We start from the raw sequence: 24,997 nt of genomic DNA, 5'->3' as shown, positions 1-24,997 counted from the left end.
GAGGGAATCCCGACTCTCGCCAGCCAGTCCTCCGCCGCGCCGCAACGAAGCCGCTTATGCCGGGCGACGGACTGGGAGGGGACAATGACGCTCGTCAGCGCCGTCCTCCCGACGTACAACCGCGCGGAGTACGTCTCCGGAGCCGTCGACACCGTGCTGGAGCAGACCCACGACGAGATCGAGGTCGTGGTGGTGAACGACGGCTCGACCGACGACACGGCGGCGGAGCTCGACACCTACGCCGACGACGACCGGGTGCGCGTCCGTCACAACGACGAGAACCGCGGGATATCGACCTCGATGAACCGGGCGGCCGCGGTGGCCGACGGCGAGTTCGTCTGCGTCCTCAACGACGACGACCGCTGGCATCCCGAGAAGGTCGAAAAACAGCTCGACGCCTTCGCCGATCTCGGCGAGGACTATGGTGTCATCTACACCGGCGGAGTCGTCCGCCAGGGCGAGAAGATCGTCCGGGTCTACCGGCCCGATCGCGAGGGCGACATCTACCCCGACGTGATCGCGCGCTTCGGCCTCCATCCCCATTCGAGCCACATGCTCCGCGCGGAGTGCTTCGACCTCGGCGGGTTCGATCCCGACTTTCCCCGTGGGGTTGACTGGGATCACTGCATCCGGCTGGCGAAGGAGTACAAATTTGCGGCGGTCGACGAGCGTCTCGTCGAACGCATCTTCCACACCGACAACATCTCCCAACAGCTCACCCACGGGATCGAGGTCAACGGACTGATCTGGCGGAAGTACCGCGACGAGATCGAACGGTACCCCGAAATCGAGCGCCGGCTCCGCGAGAAGCAGTGTCGAGCGCGCGCGCGAGTCGCGCTCGAACGCGGCCAGCGTCGCCACGCGTTCGGGTACGCGCGCCGCGCGATGGGGTACGAACCCTCCGCCGAGAGCGTCTTCATCATGGGGTTCGCGGTGCTCGGCCAGCGCGCGCTAGCGGGTGCCCGCCGCGCCCGCGACGCCGCGATGGACTGGCGCGCGTCGCTCGACGAGTAGCGTGGAGGGGGCGTCGGTCGGCTACCGAACGAGACGGTAGACCCGCTGCATCGCGTCCATTCCGGGTTGGCCGAACAGCGACGCGCCCAGCGGAACTGCCGTCCGGAGCGACGGCGCGTGATAGCACGCCCGCGCGAACGACCGGACGGCCGCGCCCGACCAACGGCTATCGCGCAGATGCATCCGGCCCTCCAGCCGGTAGGTGTTGGCGAGCGCGTCCGCCCGTATCTCGGGCGAGGCCGCCCGGTAGAGATCGTCGTACTCCCGAACGATCTCCAGGCGGCCGCGGATCAGTCCCGGCGACTTCCCGCGGGAGTCGTCGATCACGCCCCGGCGCACGAGGGAATCGTCGACGAACTCGAAGGTCGCCCGGCGCGCGAGATCGATCATCATGCCGAGGTCGTCGCCGCCTGGCCGCTCCGCGAGCGGCAACACCGCGTCGAGGGCGTCGCACGCGATCAACATCGTGGAGGTCACACACGGCGACATTTCGAACGCGAGCGCGGGTTCGAGTACGTCCCCCCGCACGTCGGGATCGGGCAGCACGGTGCGGCCGCCCTCGAAGGTCATCCCGCAGTACGCCACCCCCGCCTCGGTGTGTTCGAGCAGCGCGATCTGGCGGGCGAGTTTGGTAGGTAAAAGTCGGTCGTCGTCGTCGAGGAACTGGACGAAATCCCCAGAAGCGCGCTCCGCACCCACCGTCCGCGCGGGGTTCGATCCCCGATTTCGATCGAGTTCGAGGTACGTGACGTCGTACTCGGCGACGACCGGCGCGGCGTGGCTCTCGCCGGAGTCGTCGACGACAATGATCTCGGTGGGGTGGTCCTGATCGAGCACGCTCTCGATCGCGCCGCCGAGGCGGTCGTTGCGGTAGTAGGTAGGGATCACGACCGAGACGAGCGGGGCGTCCGAATCGGACTCCGCGGACGAGTCGTCGGGTGGCGGGCACATGGTCGGGAGCAACGAAGGAACAGCTAAATGTACTCCGGAAGGGAACTCGCCGGCAGTGACCCGCGACGCACGTCTGAAGCGGTGGGTGAACCAGCCGCCGGCCAGCCCGATCGTCGAGGCCCTCCGCGCCGCCGAGCGCCGGCGCGCGCTTGAGCTCCTCGGCACGAACGACCGCGTGCTCGATCTCGCCTCCGAGGCCGGCGTCACCGAGGGGATCGACGCATCGGTGACGCGGGTGGACTTCTCGCCCGCCGCGAGCGAGTACGCCGAGCAGGTGCTCGGCGACGCCGCCGACGCGTTCCGCACCGCCGACCCCGAATCACCCCAACTCCCGTTCGACGCCGGCACGTTCGACGCCGCGGTGTCGATCGGCCCGTACGACTGGAAGTTCCTCGCGGTCGACGATCTCACAGAGGAAGTCGATCGAGTGCTCGCGCCCGACGGCCGGTTCGTCTTCTCGGTGCCGACACCGCGGTCGCCGTACGCCGCCGCCAGCTGGCGGCTCAACCGGTACTACACGCCCGCGGAGGCGCTCTCCGTGATCTCGCCGGGCTGGCGACTCACGGACTACGAACTCGTCTTCCAGTACCCCTACTACGCCCACATGGCGGTGAGCACGCTGCCGGATCGATATCAAGAACCGTTCGTCGATCTCGGCGAGCGCGCGAGCGACGTCCTCACCGCGCGCGAGCGGTGGGACGACGCGTCGTACCTCGTGCTCGCGGTCGAGCCACATCAGTATCGGGAACACCTCGATGGCGCGCTCGACTGCCTGTACCGGCCGATCGACGAAAACGGGTTCTGGGACGAGAGCGAGGGGAAGCTCCTCCGGGCGCTGGATTACGAGATCACCGGTGGGGAGACAGGGGAGCCGACGTTCTCGTGGACGCCGGACGACCGCGAACTGTGGCGGTACGCCCCGTTCGCGCTGATGGGGACGATGCAGTGGCGGACATCGGCCCTCGCCACCGAAGCGTACGACGCGAAGATCGAGCGCGCGCTCGAATACGTCGTCGGGCGGATCGAGGGAGGGGCGCTCGACGAGATGCCGAGCTACGGCATCGGCCCACTGACCTGTGCGTTCGCGCTCGCCGCCGACGTCTTCGACGACGAGAACGAACGGATCGCCCGCCGGCTGTTCGAACACGCGCGCGAACGCTTCGACTTCACCCACGCCGAGGACAGTCTCCTCGCCTACGGCTGGTCGTATCTCTACGAGCGCGACCCCGATCCGGAGATCCGCGACGCCCTCTCGGACGCCCTCTGGACGATGAACGACCGTCTCGTTCCCGAGGGACTGTTCGCGTTCGACAACCACACCACCCGCCGCCACCAGAACCAGATGTACGCCTGCTGGGGGTTCGCGCGCGCCGCCGAGATCACCGGCCAGACGGGCTACCTCGACGGCGTCGAGCGCGTGCTCGACTACACCATCGAGCACCGGATGCGCGACGACGGCGCGTTCGTCTGGGAGGACGTCTCGCTGCCCCGGCGCGTCCGGCGAGGAACGACCAAACGCCTCGGTTTCCGGCCGCCCCACTGGGATTTCCTCTACGAGTGCCACCAGACGTTCTTCGTCAACGCGGTCGCACACTACTACCGCGCGGGCGGCGAACGCGACTACGATCGCACGGTCCGGCGTGCGATGTCGTGGATCTACGGCGACAGTTCGCGCGGCGATCTCGTCGATCTCTCGGGGGTCGGCGTCCCGATGCGATTCCTGACCGTCGACGACCGGCTCGACGTCGACGACCAGATGTACAAAGGCTCCTACGAGATCGGCTCGTACGTCATGGCGCTGTCGAACCTCCTCGACGGACCGCTCTGAGATCACCGACGAGATCACCACTACCGAGTTCGGCCCGCGAGAGCGACTCGTAGAGCGACGCGAGACGCGCGGCGTCGCGCTCGCGGTGATACCGGGATTCGACCGCGCGTCGCCCGCTCGATCGGTACTCGGCGGCGGTGTCGGAGTCGGCGAGCGCGACCAGGGCCGCGGTGAGCGCCTCGTGATCCCCGACGGGCACCACGCGTCCGGCGTTCGTCCGACGGACGATCCGCGACGTGGGCCCGACATCGGTCGCGATCACTGGAACGCCCATCGCCATCGCGCGGAAGGCCGTCGACGGGATCGCCGTCTCGGTGACTGCCGACGGGCGAGCGGGGAACACGCAGACGTCGCTCGCGGCGACGTACACGGGAACGCGGTCCGGATCGGTCGCCGTCCGGAAGGTGAGCCGGCCGCCCGCCACCGCGCGCCGGGCCTGGGTTTCGAGGGCGTCCGCGGTCTCCGGATCGAGGTCGCCGACGAGCACCAGATGGAGGCTCACGGCCTCGTCCGCCGCCCGCGCGGCCGCCGCGACGAGCGTTTCGAGGTCGTAATCGGGACCCTCGCCTACGAACGCGGTGACCACGAACGTCACGTCGGGATCGAAGCCGAGGCCGTGGTCGTCGATCTCGATCGGCGCGTTCGGGTCCGCGGCGGTGTCGCGGACGACCGCCACGCGCTCGGGGTCGATCCCCACCTCACGGACGTAGCGTGCGCGGGCCTCCTCGCAGGACGTCACGAGCCGATCGACGTCGCCGAGCGGCCCGGTTTCGAGTCGGCCCAGCCGCCACGGCGAGAGGAACAGCCGGCGGGCGAGCGTTCGAGGACTTCGGAGTCGGTCGCCCCACCCCTCCGCTCGGTTGCGTCGCCGTTCGAGCGCTGGCGCGTTTCCGGGCAGGTCGGCGACCACCGACACGTCGTGGGCTCCACCGGCCCGCAGCCCGGTCCTCACGAGGCGGAGGTCCATCACGCAGCAGGCGTCGATCGCGCGCTCCTCGTCGATCGCATCGATGGCGCGCAGCCACGCGGGCTGGATCGCTCGAAGGGCGTACTGCGCGCCATCGATCGTTCCCCGAACGCCGGCGTACAGCGTCTCGTCGGACACTCGTCGCACGTCGATCTGGTCGATCGTCTCGTGTTCGGCCTCGCGAGGCCCGCCGCGACACACGACGGAGACCGTGTGACCCGCCTCGCGGAGCGCAGCAGCGTGACTCCGGGTTCGTTCGTCCGGCGGGAACGTGCCCGCGAGCAGCAAGCAGACGTGCATCGCTCAGTCGCTCCCCCGCGTCGCTCGTGATGGTGGGCCGGTCATGCCTCACACTCTCGGGGAGGCGGCTTCGCTCTTGTGGTCGTCGAGGACGTCGCGGCCGGCAAATTACGGCCGGGCGCGTTCGCCGACGTCGAGATGCTGTTCGTACGTCGCGAGGAGCTCCTCGGTCACCGTCGACCACGCGTACCGCTCCACCGCCGCCGCACGGTTCCGTTCGCCCATCGCGGCCACTCGATCGGGGTCGGCGACGAGTTCGGCGAGCGCGTCGGCGAGGTCGTCGGGGTCGCGCGGCGCGACGAGGAGGCCGTTGTCCTCGCCGATGACCTCCGGAATCGCGCCGACGGTGGTCGCGACGATGGCGTTGCCCGCGGCCATCGCTTCGAGCATCGCGATCGGCAACCCCTCGGCGTACGCCGGGAGCACGAAGATCGATCCGGAGCCGAGGAGTCGCTGTTTCTTCGCCTCCGAGACGTAGCCGAGGTACTCGACCTCGTCGTGGGTCGCCGCGAGCGTCTCGGCGTACCGGGAGAGCGGTCCCTTGCCGGCGATCGTCACCCGGAAGTCGAGGCCACGATCCACGAGATCGTCGATCGCGGTCGCGAGTTCGACGACGCCCTTGCGCGGGATCTGGTTCGAGACCGACACCACGTGTGGTGCCCCGCCGTCGAACGCGGGGGTGTAGTCGCCGACGTCGACCGCGTTCGGGATCACGGTGAGCTTCTCGGCGTCGGTGTGCTCGGAGAGCGTGTCCTTCCAGTACTCCGAGAGCACCACGATCTCGTCGGCGGCGTCGAACACCAGCGCCTGATAGCGTCGGACCGGCCAGGACGCGGTCGAGACGAACACGTCGAACGAGGAGCCGTGGACGTGGAACACGACGGGACAGCCCCAGACGTACCTCGCGAACAGGGCGTAGTAGCCCGCGCGATAGAACGAGAACCGGTGTGAGGAGTGGACGTGGACGATGTCGGGTGGGGATCGCACGGTGTACGTGAGTGCGTACCAGATGATGGTGAGCACCGACCGAACGAATACGAGAAGCCCGTCGGTCGAAAACGCACCGCTCTTGTGCGAATCGACGCGCATCTCGCCCGCGAGGTGGCGGCGCTGTTCGCTGATGTACTGGCCGATCCCGCCGGGTCCGTGGCGGCCGACGATCAGGAGCTGGGTGTCGCGCATCGATCACTCCATGTACCCGAGGCCGCGGAGTCGGTCCTCGACGTCGCCGAAGTCGCCGTCGGTCGCGGCGGATGCGGTGCCGGCGCTCGCGGCCTCGACGGTCGCCACCTCGCGCTTCGCCGTCGGGGAGTCGGGAGCGAAGATCTCGTCGAGGACGCGGCCGTCAGCGTCCGCTGGCACCGGGTCGCCGACGCTGTGGAGCACCGTCGGCGCGACGTCGACGACGCTCGCGTCGGTCGGCGCGCTCCCTGGCTCCACGTCGGGGCCGGCGGCGAGGAGGATCCCCTCGGGCCGGTGCTCGGCGACGTGGACGCCCGGATCGGCGAACACCGACTCGGCGAGCGTGCCCTTCACGTGGTAGCCCTCCCGGCCCGCGACCACGAGATCCGGCGAGCCGTCGTCGGTCGGGAACTCGTCGTCACCGTCGTACACGTCGAGCACTCGGTCGCCGGTCTCGGGATCGGTGAGCGACGAGAGGAGCTCGGTCAGATCGGCTTTGAGCGCCGGGACGTCGCGCGGGGCGACGATCCCCTCGTCGAAGCGCTCGGTGTCGTTGACGAAGACGTTGCCGTACCCGTGGAAGAAGGCCTTCGTCCGGCGGTAGTCCACGTCGTACAGCTCGTGGCCGCCGGGGATCTGCGTTGCGGCGGCGTCGACGATCGCCTCCGGGAGGCGGTCCACGATGGTGTGCTCGTCGATCCCGACCTTCGAGAGCGCGCCGAGCACGCTGGATTTGTCCACGCCGAGCCGCGAGAGCGTCCCCCGCGCCGCGGTGTCCGCTTTCGGCGTCAGGTACCCCTCGCGCGCGAACAGGGTGTTGATGTTGACCTGCTTCGCAACCGGCCCGAACCCGTGATCCGAGACGACGAACAGCGTCGCGTCGTTCTCGGCGGCGTACTCGCGGGCGTCGCCGATCACGCCGTCGAGCTGGCGGTAGTGATCGAGGAGGGCCTCCTCCTCCCACAGCAGGTGCTGGAGCCGATCGGGGGCCGTGTAGGTGAAGAAAAACAGCCGCCAGTCGTCGGTCTCCATCAACAGGTGGAGGAGGTCGGTGCGCGAATCGACGAGCGAATCGAGGTCGGCGGCGAACGCCTCGTCGTTGCCCACGTACTCCTGCCAGTCGAGACCGATCTCGTACTCGGGGACCCGGCGTTCGATCTCCTTGGCGAGTTCGGGCGGGTGGGTGAACCCGTCCTCGCGCGAGGGCGTCATCATCCCGGTGACCATCGTGCCGTCGATCTCGCTCGCGGGGTAGGTCATCGGCGTGTTCGCCACGATCGCGGGCGAGAGCAGGTCCCACAGCGCCGGCCGGTCGACGTCCGCGCTGGTGTTGACCTCGTGTCGGTAGTCAGGCGTGAGCCCGTAAAACGAGTAGACGCCGTGTTTGCCGGGCCCGACGCCGGTGGCGATCGAGGGCCACGCGAGGGCGGTGTTCGCGGGCCGCGTGCTCTCGAGCGGGCCCGCGGCCCCCTCCTCGAACAGCGCCGCGACGTTCGGGAGTTCGCCCGCGTCGGCCCACGCGCGCAGCCGGTCGAACGGCACGCCGTCGAGGCCGAGGACGAACGCCCGTTCCGGTAATGCCCCGGTCATGGCTGAGTCATACTGGTGCAGGCTCCTCGCGTGACCGCCATTACCGTTTTCATTCGCCCGCAGCCGGACGCGTTCTCGAACCCCGCTGGCCGCCGGACCGCGTTGTAGCTCCGTTCGGCGAGGTCGGTCATCCGGCAGTCGTGTTCGCCGTCGCGTTCGCCGCGACCGTGCGCTCGCCGGGCACGAAGTAGAGGTCGAACTCGCCGTTCGACTGGACGTGGTGGACGCCCGGCTGGGTGTCGAGCGTGCTGATGTTCGCGCGGCTGTACCGCAGGCCGCGATAGACCTCGCTCTCGCGCTGGCGGATCCCGTCGGTGATGCCGACGTACCGGTCCTCCTCGCTGTCACCGGCGAGCGCCGAGAGGTTCGCCTCGGCGATGCCGCGCTGGTTCTGCTGGATCGGGTTGCCCTCGACGCCCTCGACCCCGTGGCTGAACCGCCACGGGCCCGAGCGCAGCCCGTACATCGCCACGCCCGCCGCCTGATGGTCGAAGGCGTACTCGTAGCCCTGGATCTGGCCCTCGGTCACCTGCTGGTTCGGCTGGTAGATGTACGGCGAGGGGAACACGACGATCGCCGAGAGCGCGACCATCATCACGACCACGACCGCGATCGCACCGCGAACCCCGACCTCGGGGACGAACTCCGAGAGTCCGGAGACGTACCGGTAGAGCGCGATCGACCCCAAAATGGTGGCGAACACCATCATGAACCCGACGTTGCGGAAGAACAGTTTCGAGACGCTCCCGACGAAGAAGACCAGCGAGTAGGGGAACAACACCACGAGGCCCACGGTGAAGTACCGGACGAGGGCGTCGGTGTCGGGGGTGTCACGCAGCCGGCCGAACAGGCTCGTGAGCATCAACAGGCCGGCGAGCGTCGCGAAGATCGCGCTCACCGAGAACAGTTTGAGGAACACCTCGACGACGCTCGCGCCGATCTCGGTCAGCGAGTTCTGTCGGCTGGCGACCGCCCCGCCAGCCCCCGTGCCTCCCCTGAGGAAGCTCAGCAGCTCGCGGAGCACGGCGTCGACCGACTGCTCGTACCGACCCCGGCCGACCGACCAGAGCATGAACGACCCGATGAGGAACATCGTGGGGCCGTAGAGCGTCTTGTGATCGGCGATCCGGCTGTCCGGACGCACCGACCGGTAGACGAACTGCACGGCCGAGATCGTGATGAAGAGGATGATGAGGTTCGCGGCCTGCTGTGGGTGATAGAGCACCGAGGCCCCCAGCACGACCGCGAACAACCCTGTCAGCGCCGGGATCGGGAACCGACTCTCGAAGACGTCCGCCGGGCTCGTGAGGTAGTTGATGAGGAAGTAGATCACGACCGGGCTCAGCAGGACGGAGTCGGTGATCGGGTGGGGCGTCATGTAGTTCATCCCGAGGTGGTTGATCGGGAGGAGGAGGAAGGCCGCGAGCCCGCCGAGCAGCATCGCGCCCCGGTGGCTGGTCATCGAGCGGACACACAGCGGGACGAACACGATGTACGCGAGGACGTAGGCGAGCACCACCAGCAGCATCGAGCGCGGGATGGCCACGCCAGCGACGCCGCTCATGAACAGCGAGGTGGTGTGGAGACCGGGGTAGAACAGCCCGAACGCACTCAACACGCCCTCGAAGAGGTCCTTCGTCCAGCCGAGGTGTGTCAGCGCGTCCCCCGTCCCGTAGAAGTAGTAGTTCCGGAGGATCGGGAGGCCGGCGAGCGAGAGGAGCGCGCCGCCGCCGAGCGCGAGCCCCGCGAGACTGAGATACCCCTCGGGCGCGTACAGCGTGACCCCGATCGCGATCGTGATCGCGACCGCGAACCCGAGCCAGTAGCCGATCGGGGTTCCCTGGGTGTAGATCGAGATCTCGTAGCCCGTGGTCGGCGCGCCGTAGGCGTACAGCACGGCCCCGGCGAGTGCGAGATACCCGACGGCGAGGGCGATCTTCTGTCCCCGGAAGGCCGGCGTGTCGGAGGTGGTGAGCGTGCTCATCTGTGGAGGATCGCGCGGGCGGTCGTTGTGCCTTCTACCGCACCGGCTCCCTTTATCACCATCGACTTCTCGCCATCGGCTGCGGTGGTCGGTGGCCGCCGACGATCGGGAGTCGAACCCACGTCGTCGAGCCGAAACGCCGAACGAGTCGAGCGCCAGATCGCGAGCGACTCAACGAGTGCCGCGAAGAGCGCGATGGGGGAACGGACCGTGACGCCTAAACCGGATTGGCGGATGGAATCGGTATGGACCGGCCGAACATCGTCTGGATCACTCTCGAAAGCACCCGGATGGATCACACCTCGCTCGACGGCTACTCGCGCGACACCACGCCGAATCTCGCGCGGATCGCCGGGACCCGCGACGGCCGGGCGTTCGGGGACTGTCACACCCACGGCGTCTGGACGCTCGCGTCGAGCGCGTCGATCCTCACCGGGACCGTCCCCACACATCACGGCGCGGGGATGGAAAACGACGTCATCCCCGACGAACTCGACACGATCCCCGAACGCCTCACCGAGCAGGGCTACCGGACCGCGTGCCTCTCGCCGAACTCCCACCTGAGCTCCGCGACCGGCCTCGACCGCGGGTTCGACGAGTTCACGTGGCTGAGCGCGGACACGCTGTTGGAGGCCGCCGGCCCGAAGATTCTCGCGAAGTACGCTCTCAACTGCCGGCGACACGGCCCCGGGTTCACGACCGACACCAGAAAGCACGGCACGAGCTACCTCATGAACGAGATCGCGAAACGGCAGCTCGGCTCGTACGCCGACGAGGACGAGCCGTTCTTCCTCTACGCGCACTACGGCGACCCCCACCACCCCTACCACCCGCCGCAGCGCTTCCTCGACCGCTACGCCGACGACTTCGCAATGGACACCGACCGCGCCCAGCGCCTCGGCTTCTACCACCACGACAACTTCCACCAGCTCATCGCCGACGGCTGTCCGTTCTCGGCGGACGAGTGGGACGCGCTCCAGGCGCTCTACGACGGCGAGATCGCCCACACCGACGAGCTGGTCGGCGACCTGTTCGACCACGCCGATCGATTGGGTCTCGACGACACGGTGTTCGTGATCACCGCCGACCACGGCGAGCTGTTCGGCGAGCAGGGGATGCTCGCCCACCTCGTGGTCACCGACGACGCCGTGACCCACGTCCCATTGGTCGTTCACGGGGCCGACGCGATCACCGACCACGACGGCGAGACCGTCCAGCACGCCGACGTCATGCGGACGCTGCTCGACGCCGCTGGCGCACGAACTGAAGGACTCCACGGGATCGACCTCCGCGAGGAAACCCGCGAGCACAGCCTGACCCAGCGCGGCGCGAAGCGCGCCCTCAAGAACCTCGATCGGTTCGCGGAGCTGAACCCGGAGTTCGACCCGTCGCCGTACCACACTGCGACCCTCAGCGCGCTCCGCACGACGGAGTTCAAATACCAGCGCAGCGACGACCGCGCCGAGCTACTCCGGCTCCCCGACGAGACACAGGACGTGAGCGAGGAGCATCCCGAGGTCGAGGCACGCCTCGACGACGCGCTCGATGGCGTTCTCGAAACCGACGGCCAGCCCGCCTTCTCGGGGAACCGGGAGGGCGAGTTCTCCGACGCGATGAAGGAGCAGCTCTCGGATCTCGGCTATCTCGTGGACTGAGTGGCGGACGAACGGTGAGGATGGTCGGACGAGCTACTCGGTGTGGCTCCGGTGACGGACCATCGCGGCCATCGCGTAGCACATCCACGCCTGGCTCCACCGCATGTACGGCGTGGTGTCGTCGAAAAACCGGCCCTGCTGGCGGTAGAAGTAACCCGACTCGTCGAAGAGGTTGTCGAGCGACCAGTCGAGCACCTGGTCGGCCATCGCGACGCTCTCCTCGCGGCCGTCCCGAACGAAGGTGAGGATCGACTGGGCGGCGGCGTGGGCGTCGCGCGGGTAGGACTGGTCGTGTTCGAACTTCGGCGCACCGTCGGGTTCGAACAGGTGCTCGCGGTAGAAGGCGAGCCCGCGCTCGTAGGCCGCCTCGGTCCCCTGGACATCGCCGCCCGCGTCGAGGTACTCTCTGAGGGATTCGAGCACGAACCCGGTGTGGAAGTTGTCGTGGCTGATCGGCGAGCTGTCCGCCGGCATCGAGTAGTGCCACGCGCCGCTCTCCTCCTGGGCCGAGAGCACGAACGCGATCACCTCGTCGGCCCGCCCCATCAGGTCGTCGTCGCCGTTTTCGGCCGCGACCAGCGCGAACAGCCGCGCGGCGAGCGCGTTGACGTTGATGACCACGAACTCGTCGTCGGTGGTGTAGGTGTACGCCTCGTGGCCCTCGATCGTCCGGGTGTTGATCTCGGTTCGGATGAACTCACAGGCCTCCTCCGCGACCGCGAGCGATTCGTCCTCGCCGGTGAGTCGGTGGTGACGCACGAACGCCTGGGCAGCAAAGACCGTGACGACCACCGACGGCCGGTACGCCGGGAGGTAGAACTTCCTCGCGTTCTGCCAGTCGAAGTTGTACCCCCAGCACGCGGTCTCGAAGTACGGCGATCGGTGCTCGTCGAGCCAGCCGAGCAGCCGCTCGGCCTCCGTGAGATGCTCGTCGTCGCCGGTCGCCTCGTACAGGTCGAGATGGGCGAGCGCGAACAGCGCGATCCCCTTCGGGTTGCGCTCCTCGGGGATCGACAGCAGCCGGTGGAGCGTCACCGGGAGGGTGTTCACCGCGTGCATCCACGCCAGACGGGTGAACCAGTGGTGCTCGAACGGTCCCGCGTAGGGGCTGTTCAGCCCGCCGTAAGGGTCCCAGCCGGCGTACTCGCGCTCGCGTGCCCAGTCGAGCGCGGTCGTACAGACCTCGTACGGTGTCGGGGCGTCGCGCGTGTCGGTCATCATCGTCGGACCGACCGGATCAGGTCGTTCGTCAGTTCGACCACCTCGTCTCTCACTGTGCGTGCGCGCTCGCGATCCGGCTCGACGTCGGCGGCGTCGAGCGACGCGATGTGCTCGACGATGGCCCCGGCGTCCCGCGAGTGGAAGATCCGGCCGTCGGCCACGAGCTCCTGGTCGACCGAGAGCAGCGTGTTCGGGAAGAAGGAGACGGCGGGCTTCTCCATGCACGCCGCCTCCCGGGACATCGTCCCCGACCCGGTGAGCACACACCGTGCGTGCCACGCGAGCTGGAGCCCGTTCATCGCGCCGTTCGGCACGTACACCGCGTCATCGTCGTACTCGCGGGCGTAGCTCTCGTCGCCGCGCCCGCGCGGGAGATAGACCACGCCGATCCCTCGCTCGCTCGCTGCGGCGAGGAGGTCGGGCACGATCGAGTCGGCGTCGACGTACGCCGCGGTCAGCGCCTCCGGCCGCACCACGATGTACTCGCCGCTCGCGAACGGCAGCCGGTCGGGGAAGTCGGGATCGGGGTCGAACCCCGCGACGTAGACGTCCTCCTTGTAGCCGTCGTAGGTGTGGATCGAATCGGGGTCCGCGCCCCACCGGGTCAGCTCCTCGGCCGCGAACGCGCGCGGCACCACGTTGTGGGTCGCGGCGGCCTCGAAGCGGTTGTACAGCTCCTCGACCCACAGCCCGTCGACGTGGGCGGTGATGTCGTTGTCGGTGAAGTGGATCGAGGGCGTGCCCCGCGCCCGCGAGGCGAGCACGCACATCGCGTTGCGCGCCGACAGCGAGACGTCACACGACGGCGCGCTCACCGCGAGCTGCATCGTACGGAAGGGGATCCCGAACTTCCGGACCAAGGCGTTGTCGAAGTCACGGCCCACCACCTGGTGCTCGAACCCGACCTCGCGGGCGAGCGAGACGGTCTCGGTCTTCTCTCGCACTGTTGTCGTCACCGAAACGTTCTCCAGCCCGCCGACGAGCCCGTCGAAGAAGAACGGATGCGAGGGGCTGACGAGATCGATCCACACCCGCGCCGGGGCCGATCGCACAGTCGTGTCGGCGCTCGCGTGGCGACCACGTCCGCTCATAGTTCGACGACGGTGATGCCCGCCGCCTCCCACGCAGCGGCGTCAAGGATGCCCTTCGCGTCGATCACGGTGTCCCCGTCCAGCTGTGCGGCGACCTCGCTCGGATCGAGCTTTCCATATTCGTCGTGGTCGGTGGCGATCACTGCCGCGTCGGCCCCCGACAGCGCGTCCTGCAACGACACCAGCGCGAGGTGGCTGTCGGTCACGTGCGGATCGTGGAGCCGGACGTCGATCATCGGGTCGGCGTCCGTTCCACCGGTGCCCTCCGCACCGGGCGCGTGCGCCGCCCGCGCGCGCCGCTGGAGCGTTTCGGCGAGCCGGAGACCGGGGCTCTCGCGCGCGTCGGCGACGTTGCCCTTGTACGCCACGCCGAGCACCGCCACCGTCGCGTCCGCGATAGACTCCACCTGTGCTTCGAGGAGGTCCGTGACGTAGTCGGCCATCCCGTCGTTGATCGCGCGGGCGCGCTCGATCAGGTCGAGCCGATCCGAGCCCTGACCGAGGAACAGTGGGTCGATCGGGATGCAGTGGCCGCCGACGCCGGGCCCTGGCTGGTGGATGTTCACCCGCGGATGGTGGTTCGCCAGCGCGATCGCCTCGCGCGCGTCGAGCCCGTAGTCGTGGGCGATCATCGCCACCTCGTTCGCGAGCGCGATGTTCACGTCACGGTAGGTGTTCTGGAGCAGTTTGACGAACTCCGCGAGCGTGGGATCGGTCGTCGTCCGGAGGTCACCCCCGACGAACGACTCGTACAGCGCGACCGCCGACGCGACCGAGCGCTCGTCGACGCCGCCGATCGCGCGATCGTTCTCGCGAAGCTCGGTGAGAACGTTCCCGGGAAGCACGGTTTCGGGCGAGTACGCCAGCGAGAACTCTCCCACACGGAGCCCGGAGCGTTCGAGCACGGGCGCGAGCACCTCGCTCGTGGTGCGCGGCGGTACGGTGGATTCGAGGATCACGGTGTCCTCGGCCCGGAGCACGGTTGCGACGGTCTCGCCCGCCGCCTCGACCGCGGCGAGGTCGGCGTGGTCGTCCTCCAGCGGCGTCGGCACGCAGATCAGGTGGTACTCCGCCGGGACGACTTCGTCGGTCACCGATAACGAACTATCGAGCGCGTCCGCGATGACGTCGTCGAGTCCGGGTTCGTCGATCCGCGTCTCGCCGGCTTCGAGTGCCTTCAACAGTTCCGAATCGACATCGTACCCGAAGACGTCGTGGCCGGCCTCGGCGAGCACCGCCGCCGTCGGCAGGCCGATGTAGCCCAGCCCGTGGACACAGACCGAACTCATCCGGTCACCCCCTCGACCGATTTCGCCTGGCCGATCCCCACGGCGTCGAGGATCCGTTCGGCACTCCGGCCGTCGCCGAACGGGTTCTCCCAGTCGGTCGGGGCACGGAGCGCCTCGCGCGCGCCGGCGACGATATCGGCGGGATCGACGCCGACGATCCGGTTCGCGTCGACCGCGACCGTCTCGGGGCGTTCGGTGTTGTCCCGGAGCGTCACGCAGGGCGTCCCGAGGATGCACGCCTCCTCCTGAACGCCGCCGGAGTCGGTGAAGGCGAGCCGCGCCGTGCTCTCGAGCCGGAGGAAATCGAGGAAGTCCTGGGGCTCGACGAGCTGGATTTCGGCGGGAACGTCGATCTCGAACGCCTCGATCCGCTCGCGCGCCCGCGGGTGGACCGGGTAGACGGCGTCGAGCCCGGACTCGGCGGCGAAGCGCGCGACGCCGTCGAGGAGGCTGGCGAACCGTTCGGGGTCGTCGACGTTCTCCGCGCGGTGGGCCGTCAGCAGACAGAACTCTCCCACCTGAAGGTCGTGAGCGTCGAGCACCCGGCTCTTCTCGGCCGCGAGGTCGCGGTAGCACGTCACCGCGTCCACGATGGTGTTGCCGGTGACCGTGATGCGCTCGACCGGGATCCCCTCCCGGCGGAGATGCTGGGCCGCCTGGTCGGTCGGCGCGAACAGGTAGTCGGCGGCGTGATCGGCGAGGACGCGGTTCACCTCCTCGGGCATACTTCGGTCGAAGCTCCGGAGGCCGGCCTCGACGTGACCCACCTCGCAGTCGAGCTTGCTCGCCGCGACCGAGCCCGCGAGCACCGAGTTGGTGTCGCCCTGGACGAGGACGACGTCGGGCGCTTCGTCCAGCAGGACGCTCTCGATCGCGCTGATCATCGCGCCGGTCTGGGCGCTGTGCGATCCCGACCCGATGGCGAGGTTGTGCTCCGGCGTGGGGAGCTCGAGCTGGTCGAAAAAGACCGTGTCCAGCTCGTCGGAGTAGTGCTGGCCGGTGTGGACCACGCTGTAACCCACGTCGTACCGTTCGCACGCGTCGATCACGGGCGCGAGCTTGATGATCTCGGGGCGCGTCCCGAGCACGATCGTGACGGCCGTATCGCCCGCGCTCATCGGCCACCGCCCGTTCCGTGTGACTCGTCACGGATCGCCCTCGTGGCGGACGCGCCGGAACGGTCAGCGTCGCAGATCGACCGCGTCGCACAATGAGAGAGACGAGAAGGACCGATCATGGTGATCTACTCACCGAGCACCGCCCCAGCGTGCTTTGTTATGGTCCGTTTACCTGGCATCGGCGGCATCATACCCACCGTTCACGCAGCACGCTTATCAAACCTATCGAATCCGACTGGCGAACTCGGGTTCCCCCTCGTCCGCTTCGGCACGGTGGGTGAGATACGTCGCCACCGCGTAGGCCATCCACGCCTCACACCACCGCATCAGGGTGATCCGCTTGGTGTAAAAGCGCTCCCGTCGGAAGTGGAATCGTCCGTTGCCCGCGTAGAGGCTCCCCACGGTCCAGTCGAGGATCCGTTCGGCGACGTCGAACGCGCCCGCCCGGCTGAACACGATGATCCCCTGGGCGGCGGCGTGGATGTCGCGGGGGTAGGCGCTCGACTCGTCCCAGTTCGGCGCGCCGTCGGGGGCGAACAGCTCGTCGCGGTAGAAGGCGAGCCCGTCGTCGAGCGCGTCGGCGTAGCGGGCGGAGCCGGTGAGCTCCCGATGGCGGAGCAGCGATTCGATCACGAACCCGTTGTGGTGGTTGTCCATCGAGAGGTGTGACGCGGAGGGCGGGTCGCGGTACATCCACCCGCCCTCGGGGCGCTGGCGCGAGACCACGTAGTCGAGCAGTTTCTCGCCGCGCTCGCGATGCGTCGGGTCGTCGAACCGCGCCGCGAGTTCGAGCAGCGTCACGCCGCCGAGCGCGACCGCGTTGAGCGTGTAGTGGTCCGACGACCACGTCGGGACGTACTTCATCCGCGCGCCGTCGGGGATCTCCTCGTATTCGAGATCCTCGTCGATGAAGTCGGCCACCGACTCGACGACCGCGGGATACGCCGATTCGGAGTCGGCGTCGAGGCCCGCATCGCTCGCGGCGAGCAGCGCCTGAACCGCGTACGACGTCGAGACCATGTCGGGGTACTCGGGGAGGCCCTTGATGTCGAGATGTTGGATCTCGTGGCGGTGTGCGCCACAGAACCCCGCGTAGCCCGGTGTTCGGTGCTCGATCAGCCACTCGCAGCACTCGCGGGCCTCCGTCACGTAATCGACCGCCGACCCCGAACTTCGGCCGTCCGATCCGTCGCCGAGATCGAGTTGGGCGGCGGCGAGGTTCGCCATCGCGAACAGCGCGGTTCCCTTGTAGTTCCGGCGCTGTTCGACCAGGAAGAGCGGTCGGACGTTGACCGGCGCGCGCTTGATCGTCTCCTGAACCGCGATGTTCACCCACTTGTTCTCGACGGGAAGGCCCTGGAGGAGCCGGCTGCTCATCCCGTCGCCGTAGTCCCACCCCGTGTACTCGCGCTCGCGCGCGTACCGTAGGGTCTCGCCGAGCAACTGTCCCGCCAAACCGGTGTTTTCCGTCCCCGAGTGCATGTGTCCCCTCTCGATCGTCGTCGAAAAATGGGTCGCGGTTCGATACTGCCGAGCGGCGGGCTTATCGCGTGCGACGCGCGGCGATCAGCGCGGCCGCGAGCAACGCGATCACCGCGACGACCGGGCCGAAGCCGGGGCCGAACGCCCCGCTGCTGCCGTCGCCGGAGCCACCGCCGCTCTCGTTGCCGGCGGTGGCGGTGTCGCCGCCGTCACCGGCAGCAGTCGTCTCGCCTGCACCGTCCTCGGTCGTGCCTTGGGTCGCCCCCGCCTCGGTGGTCGCCTGGTCGGTCGTTCCGTCGGCGGTCGTGGCGTTCGCTCCGGCGGAGCCGTTCGCCGTCTCGTTGACGGTACTCGCCTCGGTCGTCTCGACGGCCGACTCGGTGACGAAGAAGCTGTCGTCCTGGGCACCGGTGGTGCTGTCGCCGTCGAGGCTCACCACCGAGCCGTCGTCGACCCGCGTGATGGCGTACTGGCCCGGCCCGAACCCGGCCGTCGGGATCACCGCCGAGCCGTTGGCCGGCGTCTCGAACTGGGTCACGACGTCGCCGAGCGTGCCGTTTTCGACGGCCTGGACCTGATAGCCCGTGTTCGGCTCGCCCTGATCGAAGAACAGCCGCGCGCCGAGACCGTACTCGCTCCCGGCCATGAGCCGACCGTCGGCGTCGAGCGTCGTGACGTAGCCCGTCGCGTTCGCGGGCATGCCGTTGTTGGCCACCACCGCGTCCTCGTTCGGGTCGAAGCTCCCGTTCAGCCGGGCTCCCTGGTTGCCGCCGCTGGTCTCGTAGAACACCACGGCTTCGAGACGCTGGCTCTCGGCAACGTTGCCGTCGAGCGCCACGGTGTAGTTCCGCGGGCTGTACTGGGCGATGATCGGGCCGGTGCTGCCGACGAGCTCTCCGCGCGAGCCGTTCTCGGCCACGGTGAACACGCCGATGTACCCGGCGTTCGGCACCACGCCCGACAGCGAGATCGACTGGGTGTCGTTGAACTGCGAGGCGGTCTGGTTCGGGAAGGTGAGCGACGCCGAGGCCACCCGGTAGCCGACCGACACGGGACCGTCGGTCGTGCCGTCGGGCGAGGTGGTCGACATCGACACCGTGTAGTCGCCGTCGGTGCTCGGGGTGGTCATGCCCGCGACCTCGACGAGGATCCGGTCGCCGGCCGCGACCCGAACGCGCTGGGAGAAGTTGATCGCGATCGTCCCGTCGCCGCTCTCGGCGACCTCGAACGCACCGACCGTCCGCTGGTTGCTCGCGCCGATGACCGTGATCTCGACGTCGTCGGTGCTCACGTTCGAGACGCTCCCGTCGAAGCGGTTGTCGGCCCCGAAGTCGAGCGTGATCGAACTCATCCCGTTCTGCACGACGGCGTCGTTGCGTTCGGCGACGACCGAGACCGGGAACTCCTGGACGGTCGTGCCCGGCGAGTGTGGGTACGGGGCGGCCGTGTCGGGTTCGAGCGCCACCGCGGCGGGGCCGCCGACCGCGACCGCCGCGACCGCCGCAACGACGACGATCGCAGTCATGAACGCGCTGTGTCCTGCCTTCGTCATGGATGGGTGATGGATTCAGTCATTGTCGGTGGTAGTGTCCGCTGGCGTCCCGTCGGCGACGGAGCCGGAACATCGATGCGGGAAGCCACGACGATGGGAACCGCTCGCGTCGAGGGCTTTGTTATCCCCACCATACTCGGTTTCTCGGTGCGACGCCCGGTGAAAAGTAGCTTCCGGTTCGGGTAATGCGGCGTGGGATCCGTTAGCGTCGCGTGGCCGCGACCAGCGCGACCGCGAGCAGCGCCACCACCGCGGCGATCACGGTGAAGCCCGGCCCGCCCTCTTCAGTCGCTTCACCGCCGCTACCGTTCGTTTCGCCGCCGCTGGTTTCGGTGTCGGCCCCGCCCTCGGTCGTGTCTTCACCACTCGCCGTCGTCTCCTCCATCGATGTTTCGGGTGTCGTTTCCGTCACGTTCCCCTCCCCGTCGTCCGTGGTCGTTTCGTCGACGGTCGTGTCGGTTCCACCGGCGGTCGTCGTCGCGTTGGTGGCTCCGGTCGTCGTTGCGTTGGTGGTTCCGGTGGTGGTCGCGTTCACCTGCTGGCCGGTGACGACGAAGCTGTCGTCGCCGGGCCCGGTGGTGCTGTCGTCGTCGAGACCCACGAGCGAGCCGTCGTCGACCCGCGTGATGGCGTACTGGCCCTCGTCGAGCCCCCCGGTGTCGACGATCGCCGTGCCGTTCGCGGCGGTCTGGAACTGATCCGCCGCCGCACCGAGCTCGCCGCTCTCGATCCTGGTGATCTGATAGCCCGTGCTCGCCTCGCCCTGGTCGAAGTACAGGCGTTCGCCCTGGTCGTACTCGCCGCCGGCCGTGAGCCGGCCGTCGACGTCGATCGTCGCGATCGTCGCCGTCGCGTTCACGAGATCGCCGCCGACCACGAGCGGGTCGTCAGTCGCCGGATCGAACGTCTGTTCCCGTCGAATGCCGACGGAACGACCGACGGATTCGGTGTACGCGACCGCGACGAGCTCCTGGGTCTCGGTGACGTTCCCGCTCACGTCGACGGTGTAGTTCTCCGCCTCGCGGCCGGTCGAGACGTTGGTCGAACCGACGAGCTGCCCACGGGAGCCGTTCTCGGCGACGGTGAACAGCCCGACGTAGCCGCCGCCGCGGATCGCCGCCGTGAGGTCGAGTTGCTGTTGCTCGTCGAACTGCGAGAGGCTCTGGTTCGCGAAGGAGAGTTCGGGCCGCGTGACGGTGTACGAGACCGACGCCGGGCCATCGGTCTCGCCCGAGGGCGTCGAGACGCTCCCCTCGATGCTGTAGGTGCCTGGCTCGCTCGGCGTCGTGAAGTTGCGGAACTTGACTGCGACCTCCGAGCCGGTGCTCGGCCCCTCTCCGAGCGGCGGCTGGACGGTCCGCGGGAGGGTGATCTCGAGTTGGCTGCCGTCCGCGCTCGACGAGACGGTGACGTTGTCGATCTCGTACCGCGTGGTGCCACGGATCGCGACGTAGACGTCTTCGGCGGTCACGTTCGCGACGCTGGCCTCCGGCCCGACATCGAGCGTGATCGTCTCGATACCGTCCTCGGCGACGGCGTCGTCCGGCCTGACGGCGTACAGCCCCGTCCCGATCGTGCTCGTGTTCGTCGTCGCGGGGTACGTCGATCCCCCGTTCGACTCGAAGGCGACCGCCGACCCGCCGAGGGCGACGACGCCGCCGACCGTCGAGAGCAGTACCACCGCGACCATCACCACAGTAGAGAGTTTGCGTGTCATGCGTTCGTACTGGGAGCCGTTTCGTCGATCAGCCGTCGGTCGTCGTGGCTGCGACGAAACCGTCCTTCCGGGGAGGTTCTCCCGAAGCGGCTTTGTTATCCCCTGCATACTTGTGAACGTTCCGACGACCGAACAGGGCGTTCGGCGTCGCTGGGGCCGGGACGGTCCGGTCGCTGGCCCCGATCGACTGCGTGACGGTGGCGGTGGGGACGTCGTGGTCGAACCGGACCGGTGTGTTTACCAGGGCCGCGTTCGTTCGCGTCGGCACGGACACATGAGATATCTGTTTTTTACGAACACGCCTGCTCACGTCCATCTGTATAAGCACGCTGCGGCGGCGCTCGACGACCGCGGTCACGACGTGCTGTTGCTCGCCCGGGACTACGGCGTGACCGAGGACTTGCTCGACTATCACAGTCTCCCCTACCGATGCTACGGTCGGCTCGAAACCACGAAGTGGTCGCTGGTGCGCCAGCTCCCCCACCACTACTACACGATCCTCAGATACACGCGACAGTACGACCCCGACCGCATCTTCGGCATGGGGGCGTACGCCGCCCACGCCGGCGCGCTCACGCGCACGCCCGTCACGCTGCTCCTCGACTCCGAGCCCACCTCGCTGGATCACGCGGTCTCGCGGCCGTTCGCCGAGAGCATCCTCACCCCCCACGCGTTCGGGAAGGATCTCGGGCCCAAGCACTACCGGTTTCGCGGGTTCAAGGAGTCGGCGTACCTCCATCCCGACGTGTTCTCGCCCCGCGACGACATCCGCGAGCGCCTCGGGGTCGGTCCGGACGAGAAGTACGTCATCTGCCGGTTCAACGCGTTCGGCTCGCATCACGACGTCAGCCACTCGGGGATCAGTCCGTCAGAACGCCGCGAGCTCGTCGCCAGGCTCGCCGACCACGCCACCGTGTTCGTCTCCGACGAGAGCGACGCGATGGCGTTCGAAGGCGTAGACGCGCGGCCGTTCGACCTCCATCCGGGCCTCCTCCACGACGCGCTCGCCGAGGCCCACCTCCTCGTCGCCGACACCCAGACGATGGTGACCGAGGCCGCGCTGCTCGGCACGCCCGCGATCCGGTCGAACTCCTTCGTCGGCGACGCCGACATGGGCAACTTCGTCGAGCTCGAACGCGAGGGCCTGATCTACAACATCGGCGAGTTCGCCCCCGCGGTCGAGCGCGCGTGCGCGCTGCTCGACGACGAGTCGGTGCCGGCCGAGTGGGCCGAAAAGCGCGACGACTACATCGCGAGCACTGTGAATCTCACCGAGGTGATCGTCGATCTCGCCACGAATCCTGAGGGGCCGGAGGGCGTCGCAGGGCTCTCGCGCGGCGAACTCTCCGCTCGCCCGCCCCGGGACGTGCCCGCATCCGCCGATCGCTGAACCGTCTTGCTTTCTCAGTCGTCGTACGAGAGCGCGACCACCCGGCCGTCGCCGTAGACGACGTACACCTCCGCAGTGCCGTCGTCGTCGGTGTCGACCACCGTCGGGTGGACGTAGATCGGCACGTCACGGTCGTACGAGGCGAGGACGTCGCCCGATCGGGGATCGACGACCGAGACGATCCCGTCGTTGGTCGTGGCGACCAGTTCCCGATTCCCGTCGCCGTCGACGTCCCCCAGGCTCGGCGGGGGCATCATCTGCACTGATTCGGTCGTGAGCTGGGTCGTCCACTCGACGCTGCCGTCGCTCGCGTCGAGACTCCTGAGTGTGCCGTCCTTCGCGACCGCGTACACCTCGGACTGGTTGTCACCGTCGCCGTCCCCGAACGCGTGGACCGCCGCGAACGCGCCGAGATCGCGCCTCCACTGGACCGCGCCACGCTCGCCGTCGATCGCCACCACTCGCCCGCCGTCGGTTGCGGTCACGATCTCCGTCGCGCGGTCGTCGTCGGCCTGGCCCGTGGTCATCCACGTGATCGACGACGCGAACGGGCGCGACCGGTTCCACACCACCGATCCGTCCGACTCGAACAGCACGAGCCGCCCGCTGCTGGTCCCGACGACGAGCTCGTTCCCGCTGTCCCCGTCGAAATCCGCGACCGTCGGCTGTCCCCACGTGTACGAGTCGAGCGTCGCCGTCCACGCCGTCGTCCCGTCCGGTCGCAGCACGGAGACGGTACCCCGAACGTCGACCGCGACGAGTTCGTTCGTCCCGTCGCCGGTGAGGTCGGCGACCACGGGCTGGGTGTAGCCGTAGTCCGTGAGATCGTGCTGGAAGACCAGCTCGCCGGTCCGTGGATCGTAAGCGGCGACCTCCTGCTCGGTCGTCGCGGCGATGACCTCCCGTGTGTCGTCGCCGACGAAGTCCGCGAGGAGGGGGTCGGCGACCGCGTGGATCGTACAGTTCGCCGACGGGATCGGCTCGCGCCAGCGCGACGAGCCATCGGATGCGTTCTGGGCGACCAGCGCACACTGGTCGGTGTCGTCCTCGCCGCTGATCGGGGCGAAGACCATCCCACTGCCGTCGATCCGTCCGGCCGCCGGGGCGTGGTGGTTGGCTCGGGTGTCGCTGGCCGTGGTGCTCACCCACCGCTCGGTGAGCGACCCGCCCGAGTCGGCGACGGCACCGAACCCGAGGACCGCCGTCCCGGCGAGCACCGCAACGACGAGCACCGCCGCCAGGCCGGTCCGGGGCTGCATACTCGTCCGTATCGGGCACGCGTGAATAAGCCCTCGTGTCGGGCGGACGGATTCGAGAGTCACACCACCGATCATGCCACCTCGCTCGCCGGCTACGATCGGTACGAGAGCGCGACCACCCGGCCGTCGCCGTAGATCACGAACACCTCGTCGCGGCCGTCACCGTCGGCATCCGCGAGTCGTGGGAACGTCCAGATCGGCACCTCGCGCTCGTAGGCGTCGACCGTTTCGCCGGTCGTCGGATCGACGACGCTCACGAGCCCGTTGCCGGTCACGGCGACGAGTTCGAGGTTGCCGTCGCCGTCGAGATCGCCGAGGCTCGGCGGCGGCATCGCCAGCACGGTCTCGCCCGTGAGCTGGGTCGTCCATTCGACGCTGCCGTTGGCCGCGTCGAGGCTCCGAAGCGTGCCGTCCCTCGCGCCGACGTACACCTCGGGCCGACCGTCGCCGTCCCCGTCGCCGAGCGTATGCACCGTCGCGCCGCGGGCGCTGAGGTTCCGTCGCCACTCGACCGACCCGTTCGTCCCGTCGAGCGCCATCACTTCGCCGAAGAAGGTCGCGAACACCAGCTCGATCGGGTCGTCGCCGTCGGCCTGGCCCGTCGCCATCCACTTGACCGACGTCGCGTTCGGCAGCGACGTCCGCCACGCGACGCGACCGTCGCGTTCGAGCACGATCGCCTCCCCGTCGAGCTGGCCGATCGCTATCTCCGGCTGGCCGTCGGCGTCGAAGTCCGCGACGGCCGGTTGGCGAACGCGGGCGTCGTCGAACGTCCGTTGCCACGCGACGGAGCCGTCCCCCCGGAACGCGAACACCCCGCCGAGGAGGTCGGTGACGACGGTTTCGTTGCCCTCGGCGGGGAGGAGATCGGCGACGAGGGGTTTCGCGTAGCCGTAGGAGGTGAGATCGTGGCGGAACTCCTCGCGGCCACTTCGGAGGCCGTAGACGACGATCTCCTTCGTGCTCGTCGCCGCGATCACCTCCCGATCGCCGTCGCCGTCGAAGTCCGCGATCGTCGGGTCCGAAACCGAGTGAACGGTGCAGGCCTCGGAGGCGACGGTCCGCCGCCACCGCTCGGAGCCGTTCCCGTCGAGCACGCTGAGGACGCACGTCTTCCCCTGGCGGCTGTTGATCGGCACGGCGACGAACGACTCGCCGTCGACGAACGCGACGGCCGGGGTGTGGTGGTTGGATTCGAGCGCTGCCTGCGGGTCGCTCACCCACCGTTCGGCGAGCGTGCCGTCGTCGATCCCGTCGCTCCCGACGCCACCGGTGCCAGCGAGACCGAACGCCGCCGCGCCGGCGAGTCCGACGAGCACGACGACCGCCGCGACCGCCGTCCGCACGCGCATTGTGCTCGTGTGCGCCCGTCGGAGGATAAACGCTCCCGTCGCCCCGGTGGATTCG

General features: G+C 68.7%; 19 protein-coding genes. 4 read left to right on the top strand and 15 right to left on the bottom strand.

From position 1 onward, the window contains the following. Positions 1-84: 84 nt before the first annotated feature. A complete protein-coding gene (locus tag TX76_RS05485) occupies positions 85-1,014 on the top strand; it encodes a glycosyltransferase family 2 protein (RefSeq protein ID WP_049900061.1) in 930 nt (309 codons plus the stop codon). A gap of 21 nt (positions 1,015-1,035) precedes the next feature. Here TX76_RS05485 and TX76_RS05480 read toward each other — a convergent pair whose 3' ends face one another. Further along, a complete protein-coding gene (locus TX76_RS05480) occupies positions 1,036-1,965 on the bottom strand; it encodes a glycosyltransferase family 2 protein (protein WP_049900058.1) in 930 nt (309 codons plus the stop codon). 55 nt (positions 1,966-2,020) lie between these two features. Here TX76_RS05480 and TX76_RS05475 point away from each other — a divergent pair, with 55 nt between their 5' ends. Next, positions 2,021-3,793, top strand: a complete 1,773-nt coding sequence (locus TX76_RS05475) for a methyltransferase domain-containing protein (RefSeq protein WP_049900056.1) — start codon at positions 2,021-2,023, stop codon at positions 3,791-3,793. Here the strand turns inward: TX76_RS05475 and TX76_RS05470 are convergent. From TX76_RS05470 to TX76_RS05455, 4 genes are all read right to left on the bottom strand, one after another. Beyond that, positions 3,756-5,060: a glycosyltransferase gene (locus TX76_RS05470; protein ID WP_049900054.1), complete on the bottom strand. Its 1,305-nt coding sequence runs from the start codon at positions 5,058-5,060 to the stop codon at positions 3,756-3,758. The genes TX76_RS05475 and TX76_RS05470 overlap by 38 nt on opposite strands. A gap of 108 nt (positions 5,061-5,168) precedes the next feature. After that, the gene (locus TX76_RS05465; protein ID WP_049900051.1) at positions 5,169-6,242 is read right to left on the bottom strand and encodes a glycosyltransferase family 4 protein; all 1,074 of its coding nucleotides are present in this window, start codon (positions 6,240-6,242) and stop codon (positions 5,169-5,171) included. Positions 6,243-6,245: 3 nt separating this feature from the next. Beyond that, the gene (locus TX76_RS05460) at positions 6,246-7,832 is read right to left on the bottom strand and encodes an alkaline phosphatase family protein (protein ID WP_049900047.1); all 1,587 of its coding nucleotides are present in this window, start codon (positions 7,830-7,832) and stop codon (positions 6,246-6,248) included. 127 nt (positions 7,833-7,959) lie between these two features. Further along, complete coding sequence (locus TX76_RS05455) at positions 7,960-9,816, bottom strand: hypothetical protein (RefSeq protein ID WP_049900045.1); 1,857 nt, start codon at positions 9,814-9,816, stop codon at positions 7,960-7,962. A gap of 245 nt (positions 9,817-10,061) precedes the next feature. On the opposite strand from TX76_RS05455, the gene TX76_RS05445 reads away from it, so the two are divergent. Next, the gene (locus tag TX76_RS05445) at positions 10,062-11,471 is read left to right on the top strand and encodes a sulfatase (protein ID WP_049900041.1); all 1,410 of its coding nucleotides are present in this window, start codon (positions 10,062-10,064) and stop codon (positions 11,469-11,471) included. Between the two features lie 33 nt (positions 11,472-11,504). Here TX76_RS05445 and TX76_RS05440 read toward each other — a convergent pair whose 3' ends face one another. The 8 genes from TX76_RS05440 to TX76_RS17995 form a co-directional block, all read right to left on the bottom strand. After that, positions 11,505-12,689: a hypothetical protein gene (locus TX76_RS05440; protein WP_049900038.1), complete on the bottom strand. Its 1,185-nt coding sequence runs from the start codon at positions 12,687-12,689 to the stop codon at positions 11,505-11,507. Then, positions 12,689-13,783, bottom strand: coding sequence for a DUF354 domain-containing protein (locus TX76_RS05435; RefSeq protein WP_049900035.1), 1,095 nt, complete (start codon positions 13,781-13,783; stop codon positions 12,689-12,691). Before TX76_RS05435 ends, TX76_RS05440 begins: the two co-directional genes overlap by 1 nt. Further along, positions 13,780-15,072, bottom strand: a complete 1,293-nt coding sequence (locus TX76_RS05430; RefSeq protein WP_049900033.1) for a nucleotide sugar dehydrogenase — start codon at positions 15,070-15,072, stop codon at positions 13,780-13,782. The genes TX76_RS05435 and TX76_RS05430 overlap by 4 nt, the downstream gene beginning before the upstream one ends. Next, positions 15,069-16,190: a non-hydrolyzing UDP-N-acetylglucosamine 2-epimerase gene (gene wecB / locus TX76_RS05425; protein ID WP_049900031.1), complete on the bottom strand. Its 1,122-nt coding sequence runs from the start codon at positions 16,188-16,190 to the stop codon at positions 15,069-15,071. The genes TX76_RS05430 and wecB overlap by 4 nt, the downstream gene beginning before the upstream one ends. Positions 16,191-16,412: 222 nt before the next feature. Further along, positions 16,413-17,672, bottom strand: a complete 1,260-nt coding sequence (locus tag TX76_RS05420; protein ID WP_049900029.1) for a prenyltransferase/squalene oxidase repeat-containing protein — start codon at positions 17,670-17,672, stop codon at positions 16,413-16,415. A 61-nt stretch (positions 17,673-17,733) separates the two neighbouring features. Then, on the bottom strand, positions 17,734-19,224 hold the full coding sequence (locus TX76_RS05415) for a PGF-CTERM sorting domain-containing protein (RefSeq protein ID WP_228842313.1): 1,491 nt from the start codon (positions 19,222-19,224) through the stop codon (positions 17,734-17,736). Between the two features lie 202 nt (positions 19,225-19,426). After that, entirely contained in the window at positions 19,427-20,941 is a 1,515-nt protein-coding gene (locus TX76_RS05410) for a PGF-CTERM sorting domain-containing protein (protein WP_228842312.1), read from the bottom strand. Positions 20,942-20,969: 28 nt separating this feature from the next. Then, positions 20,970-21,299, bottom strand: coding sequence for a hypothetical protein (locus TX76_RS17995; RefSeq protein WP_195156005.1), 330 nt, complete (start codon positions 21,297-21,299; stop codon positions 20,970-20,972). On the opposite strand from TX76_RS17995, the gene TX76_RS05400 reads away from it, so the two are divergent. Beyond that, entirely contained in the window at positions 21,216-22,331 is a 1,116-nt protein-coding gene (locus tag TX76_RS05400; protein WP_049900020.1) for a DUF354 domain-containing protein, read from the top strand. The two genes, TX76_RS17995 and TX76_RS05400, sit on opposite strands and share 84 nt — an antisense overlap. Positions 22,332-22,345: 14 nt before the next feature. Here the strand turns inward: TX76_RS05400 and TX76_RS05395 are convergent, their stop codons facing one another. Continuing rightward, entirely contained in the window at positions 22,346-23,590 is a 1,245-nt protein-coding gene (locus TX76_RS05395) for an outer membrane protein assembly factor BamB family protein (protein WP_049900018.1), read from the bottom strand. A gap of 92 nt (positions 23,591-23,682) precedes the next feature. Then, entirely contained in the window at positions 23,683-24,942 is a 1,260-nt protein-coding gene (locus tag TX76_RS05390; protein WP_049900015.1) for an FG-GAP-like repeat-containing protein, read from the bottom strand. Positions 24,943-24,997 lie beyond the last annotated feature (55 nt).

The organism is Halococcus agarilyticus (genome assembly GCF_000334895.1).
GTDB classification, from domain to species: Archaea; Halobacteriota; Halobacteria; order Halobacteriales; family Halococcaceae; genus Halococcus; species Halococcus agarilyticus.
This window is presented reverse-complemented; position numbering and strand designations above follow the sequence as displayed.

Excerpts from the sequence above, each read along its gene's own strand:
- TX76_RS05485 (WP_049900061.1), top strand. The coding sequence starts at position 85 with ATGACGCTCGTCAGCGCCGTCCTCCCGACGTACAACCGCGCGGAGTAC.
- TX76_RS05480 (WP_049900058.1), bottom strand. The coding sequence starts at position 1,965 with ATGTGCCCGCCACCCGACGACTCGTCCGCGGAGTCCGATTCGGACGCC.
- TX76_RS05470 (WP_049900054.1), bottom strand. The coding sequence starts at position 5,060 with ATGCACGTCTGCTTGCTGCTCGCGGGCACGTTCCCGCCGGACGAACGA.
- TX76_RS05465 (WP_049900051.1), bottom strand. The coding sequence starts at position 6,242 with ATGCGCGACACCCAGCTCCTGATCGTCGGCCGCCACGGACCCGGCGGG.
- TX76_RS05460 (WP_049900047.1), bottom strand. The coding sequence starts at position 7,832 with ATGACCGGGGCATTACCGGAACGGGCGTTCGTCCTCGGCCTCGACGGC.
- TX76_RS05455 (WP_049900045.1), bottom strand. The coding sequence starts at position 9,816 with ATGAGCACGCTCACCACCTCCGACACGCCGGCCTTCCGGGGACAGAAG.
- TX76_RS05445 (WP_049900041.1), top strand. The coding sequence starts at position 10,062 with ATGGACCGGCCGAACATCGTCTGGATCACTCTCGAAAGCACCCGGATG.
- TX76_RS05440 (WP_049900038.1), bottom strand. The coding sequence starts at position 12,689 with ATGACCGACACGCGCGACGCCCCGACACCGTACGAGGTCTGTACGACC.
- TX76_RS05435 (WP_049900035.1), bottom strand. The coding sequence starts at position 13,783 with ATGAGCGGACGTGGTCGCCACGCGAGCGCCGACACGACTGTGCGATCG.
- TX76_RS05430 (WP_049900033.1), bottom strand. The coding sequence starts at position 15,072 with ATGAGTTCGGTCTGTGTCCACGGGCTGGGCTACATCGGCCTGCCGACG.
- wecB (WP_049900031.1), bottom strand. The coding sequence starts at position 16,190 with ATGAGCGCGGGCGATACGGCCGTCACGATCGTGCTCGGGACGCGCCCC.
- TX76_RS05420 (WP_049900029.1), bottom strand. The coding sequence starts at position 17,672 with ATGCACTCGGGGACGGAAAACACCGGTTTGGCGGGACAGTTGCTCGGC.
- TX76_RS05415 (WP_228842313.1), bottom strand. The coding sequence starts at position 19,224 with ATGACGAAGGCAGGACACAGCGCGTTCATGACTGCGATCGTCGTCGTT.
- TX76_RS05410 (WP_228842312.1), bottom strand. The coding sequence starts at position 20,941 with ATGACACGCAAACTCTCTACTGTGGTGATGGTCGCGGTGGTACTGCTC.
- TX76_RS05400 (WP_049900020.1), top strand. The coding sequence starts at position 21,216 with ATGAGATATCTGTTTTTTACGAACACGCCTGCTCACGTCCATCTGTAT.
- TX76_RS05395 (WP_049900018.1), bottom strand. The coding sequence starts at position 23,590 with ATGCAGCCCCGGACCGGCCTGGCGGCGGTGCTCGTCGTTGCGGTGCTC.
- TX76_RS05390 (WP_049900015.1), bottom strand. The coding sequence starts at position 24,942 with ATGCGCGTGCGGACGGCGGTCGCGGCGGTCGTCGTGCTCGTCGGACTC.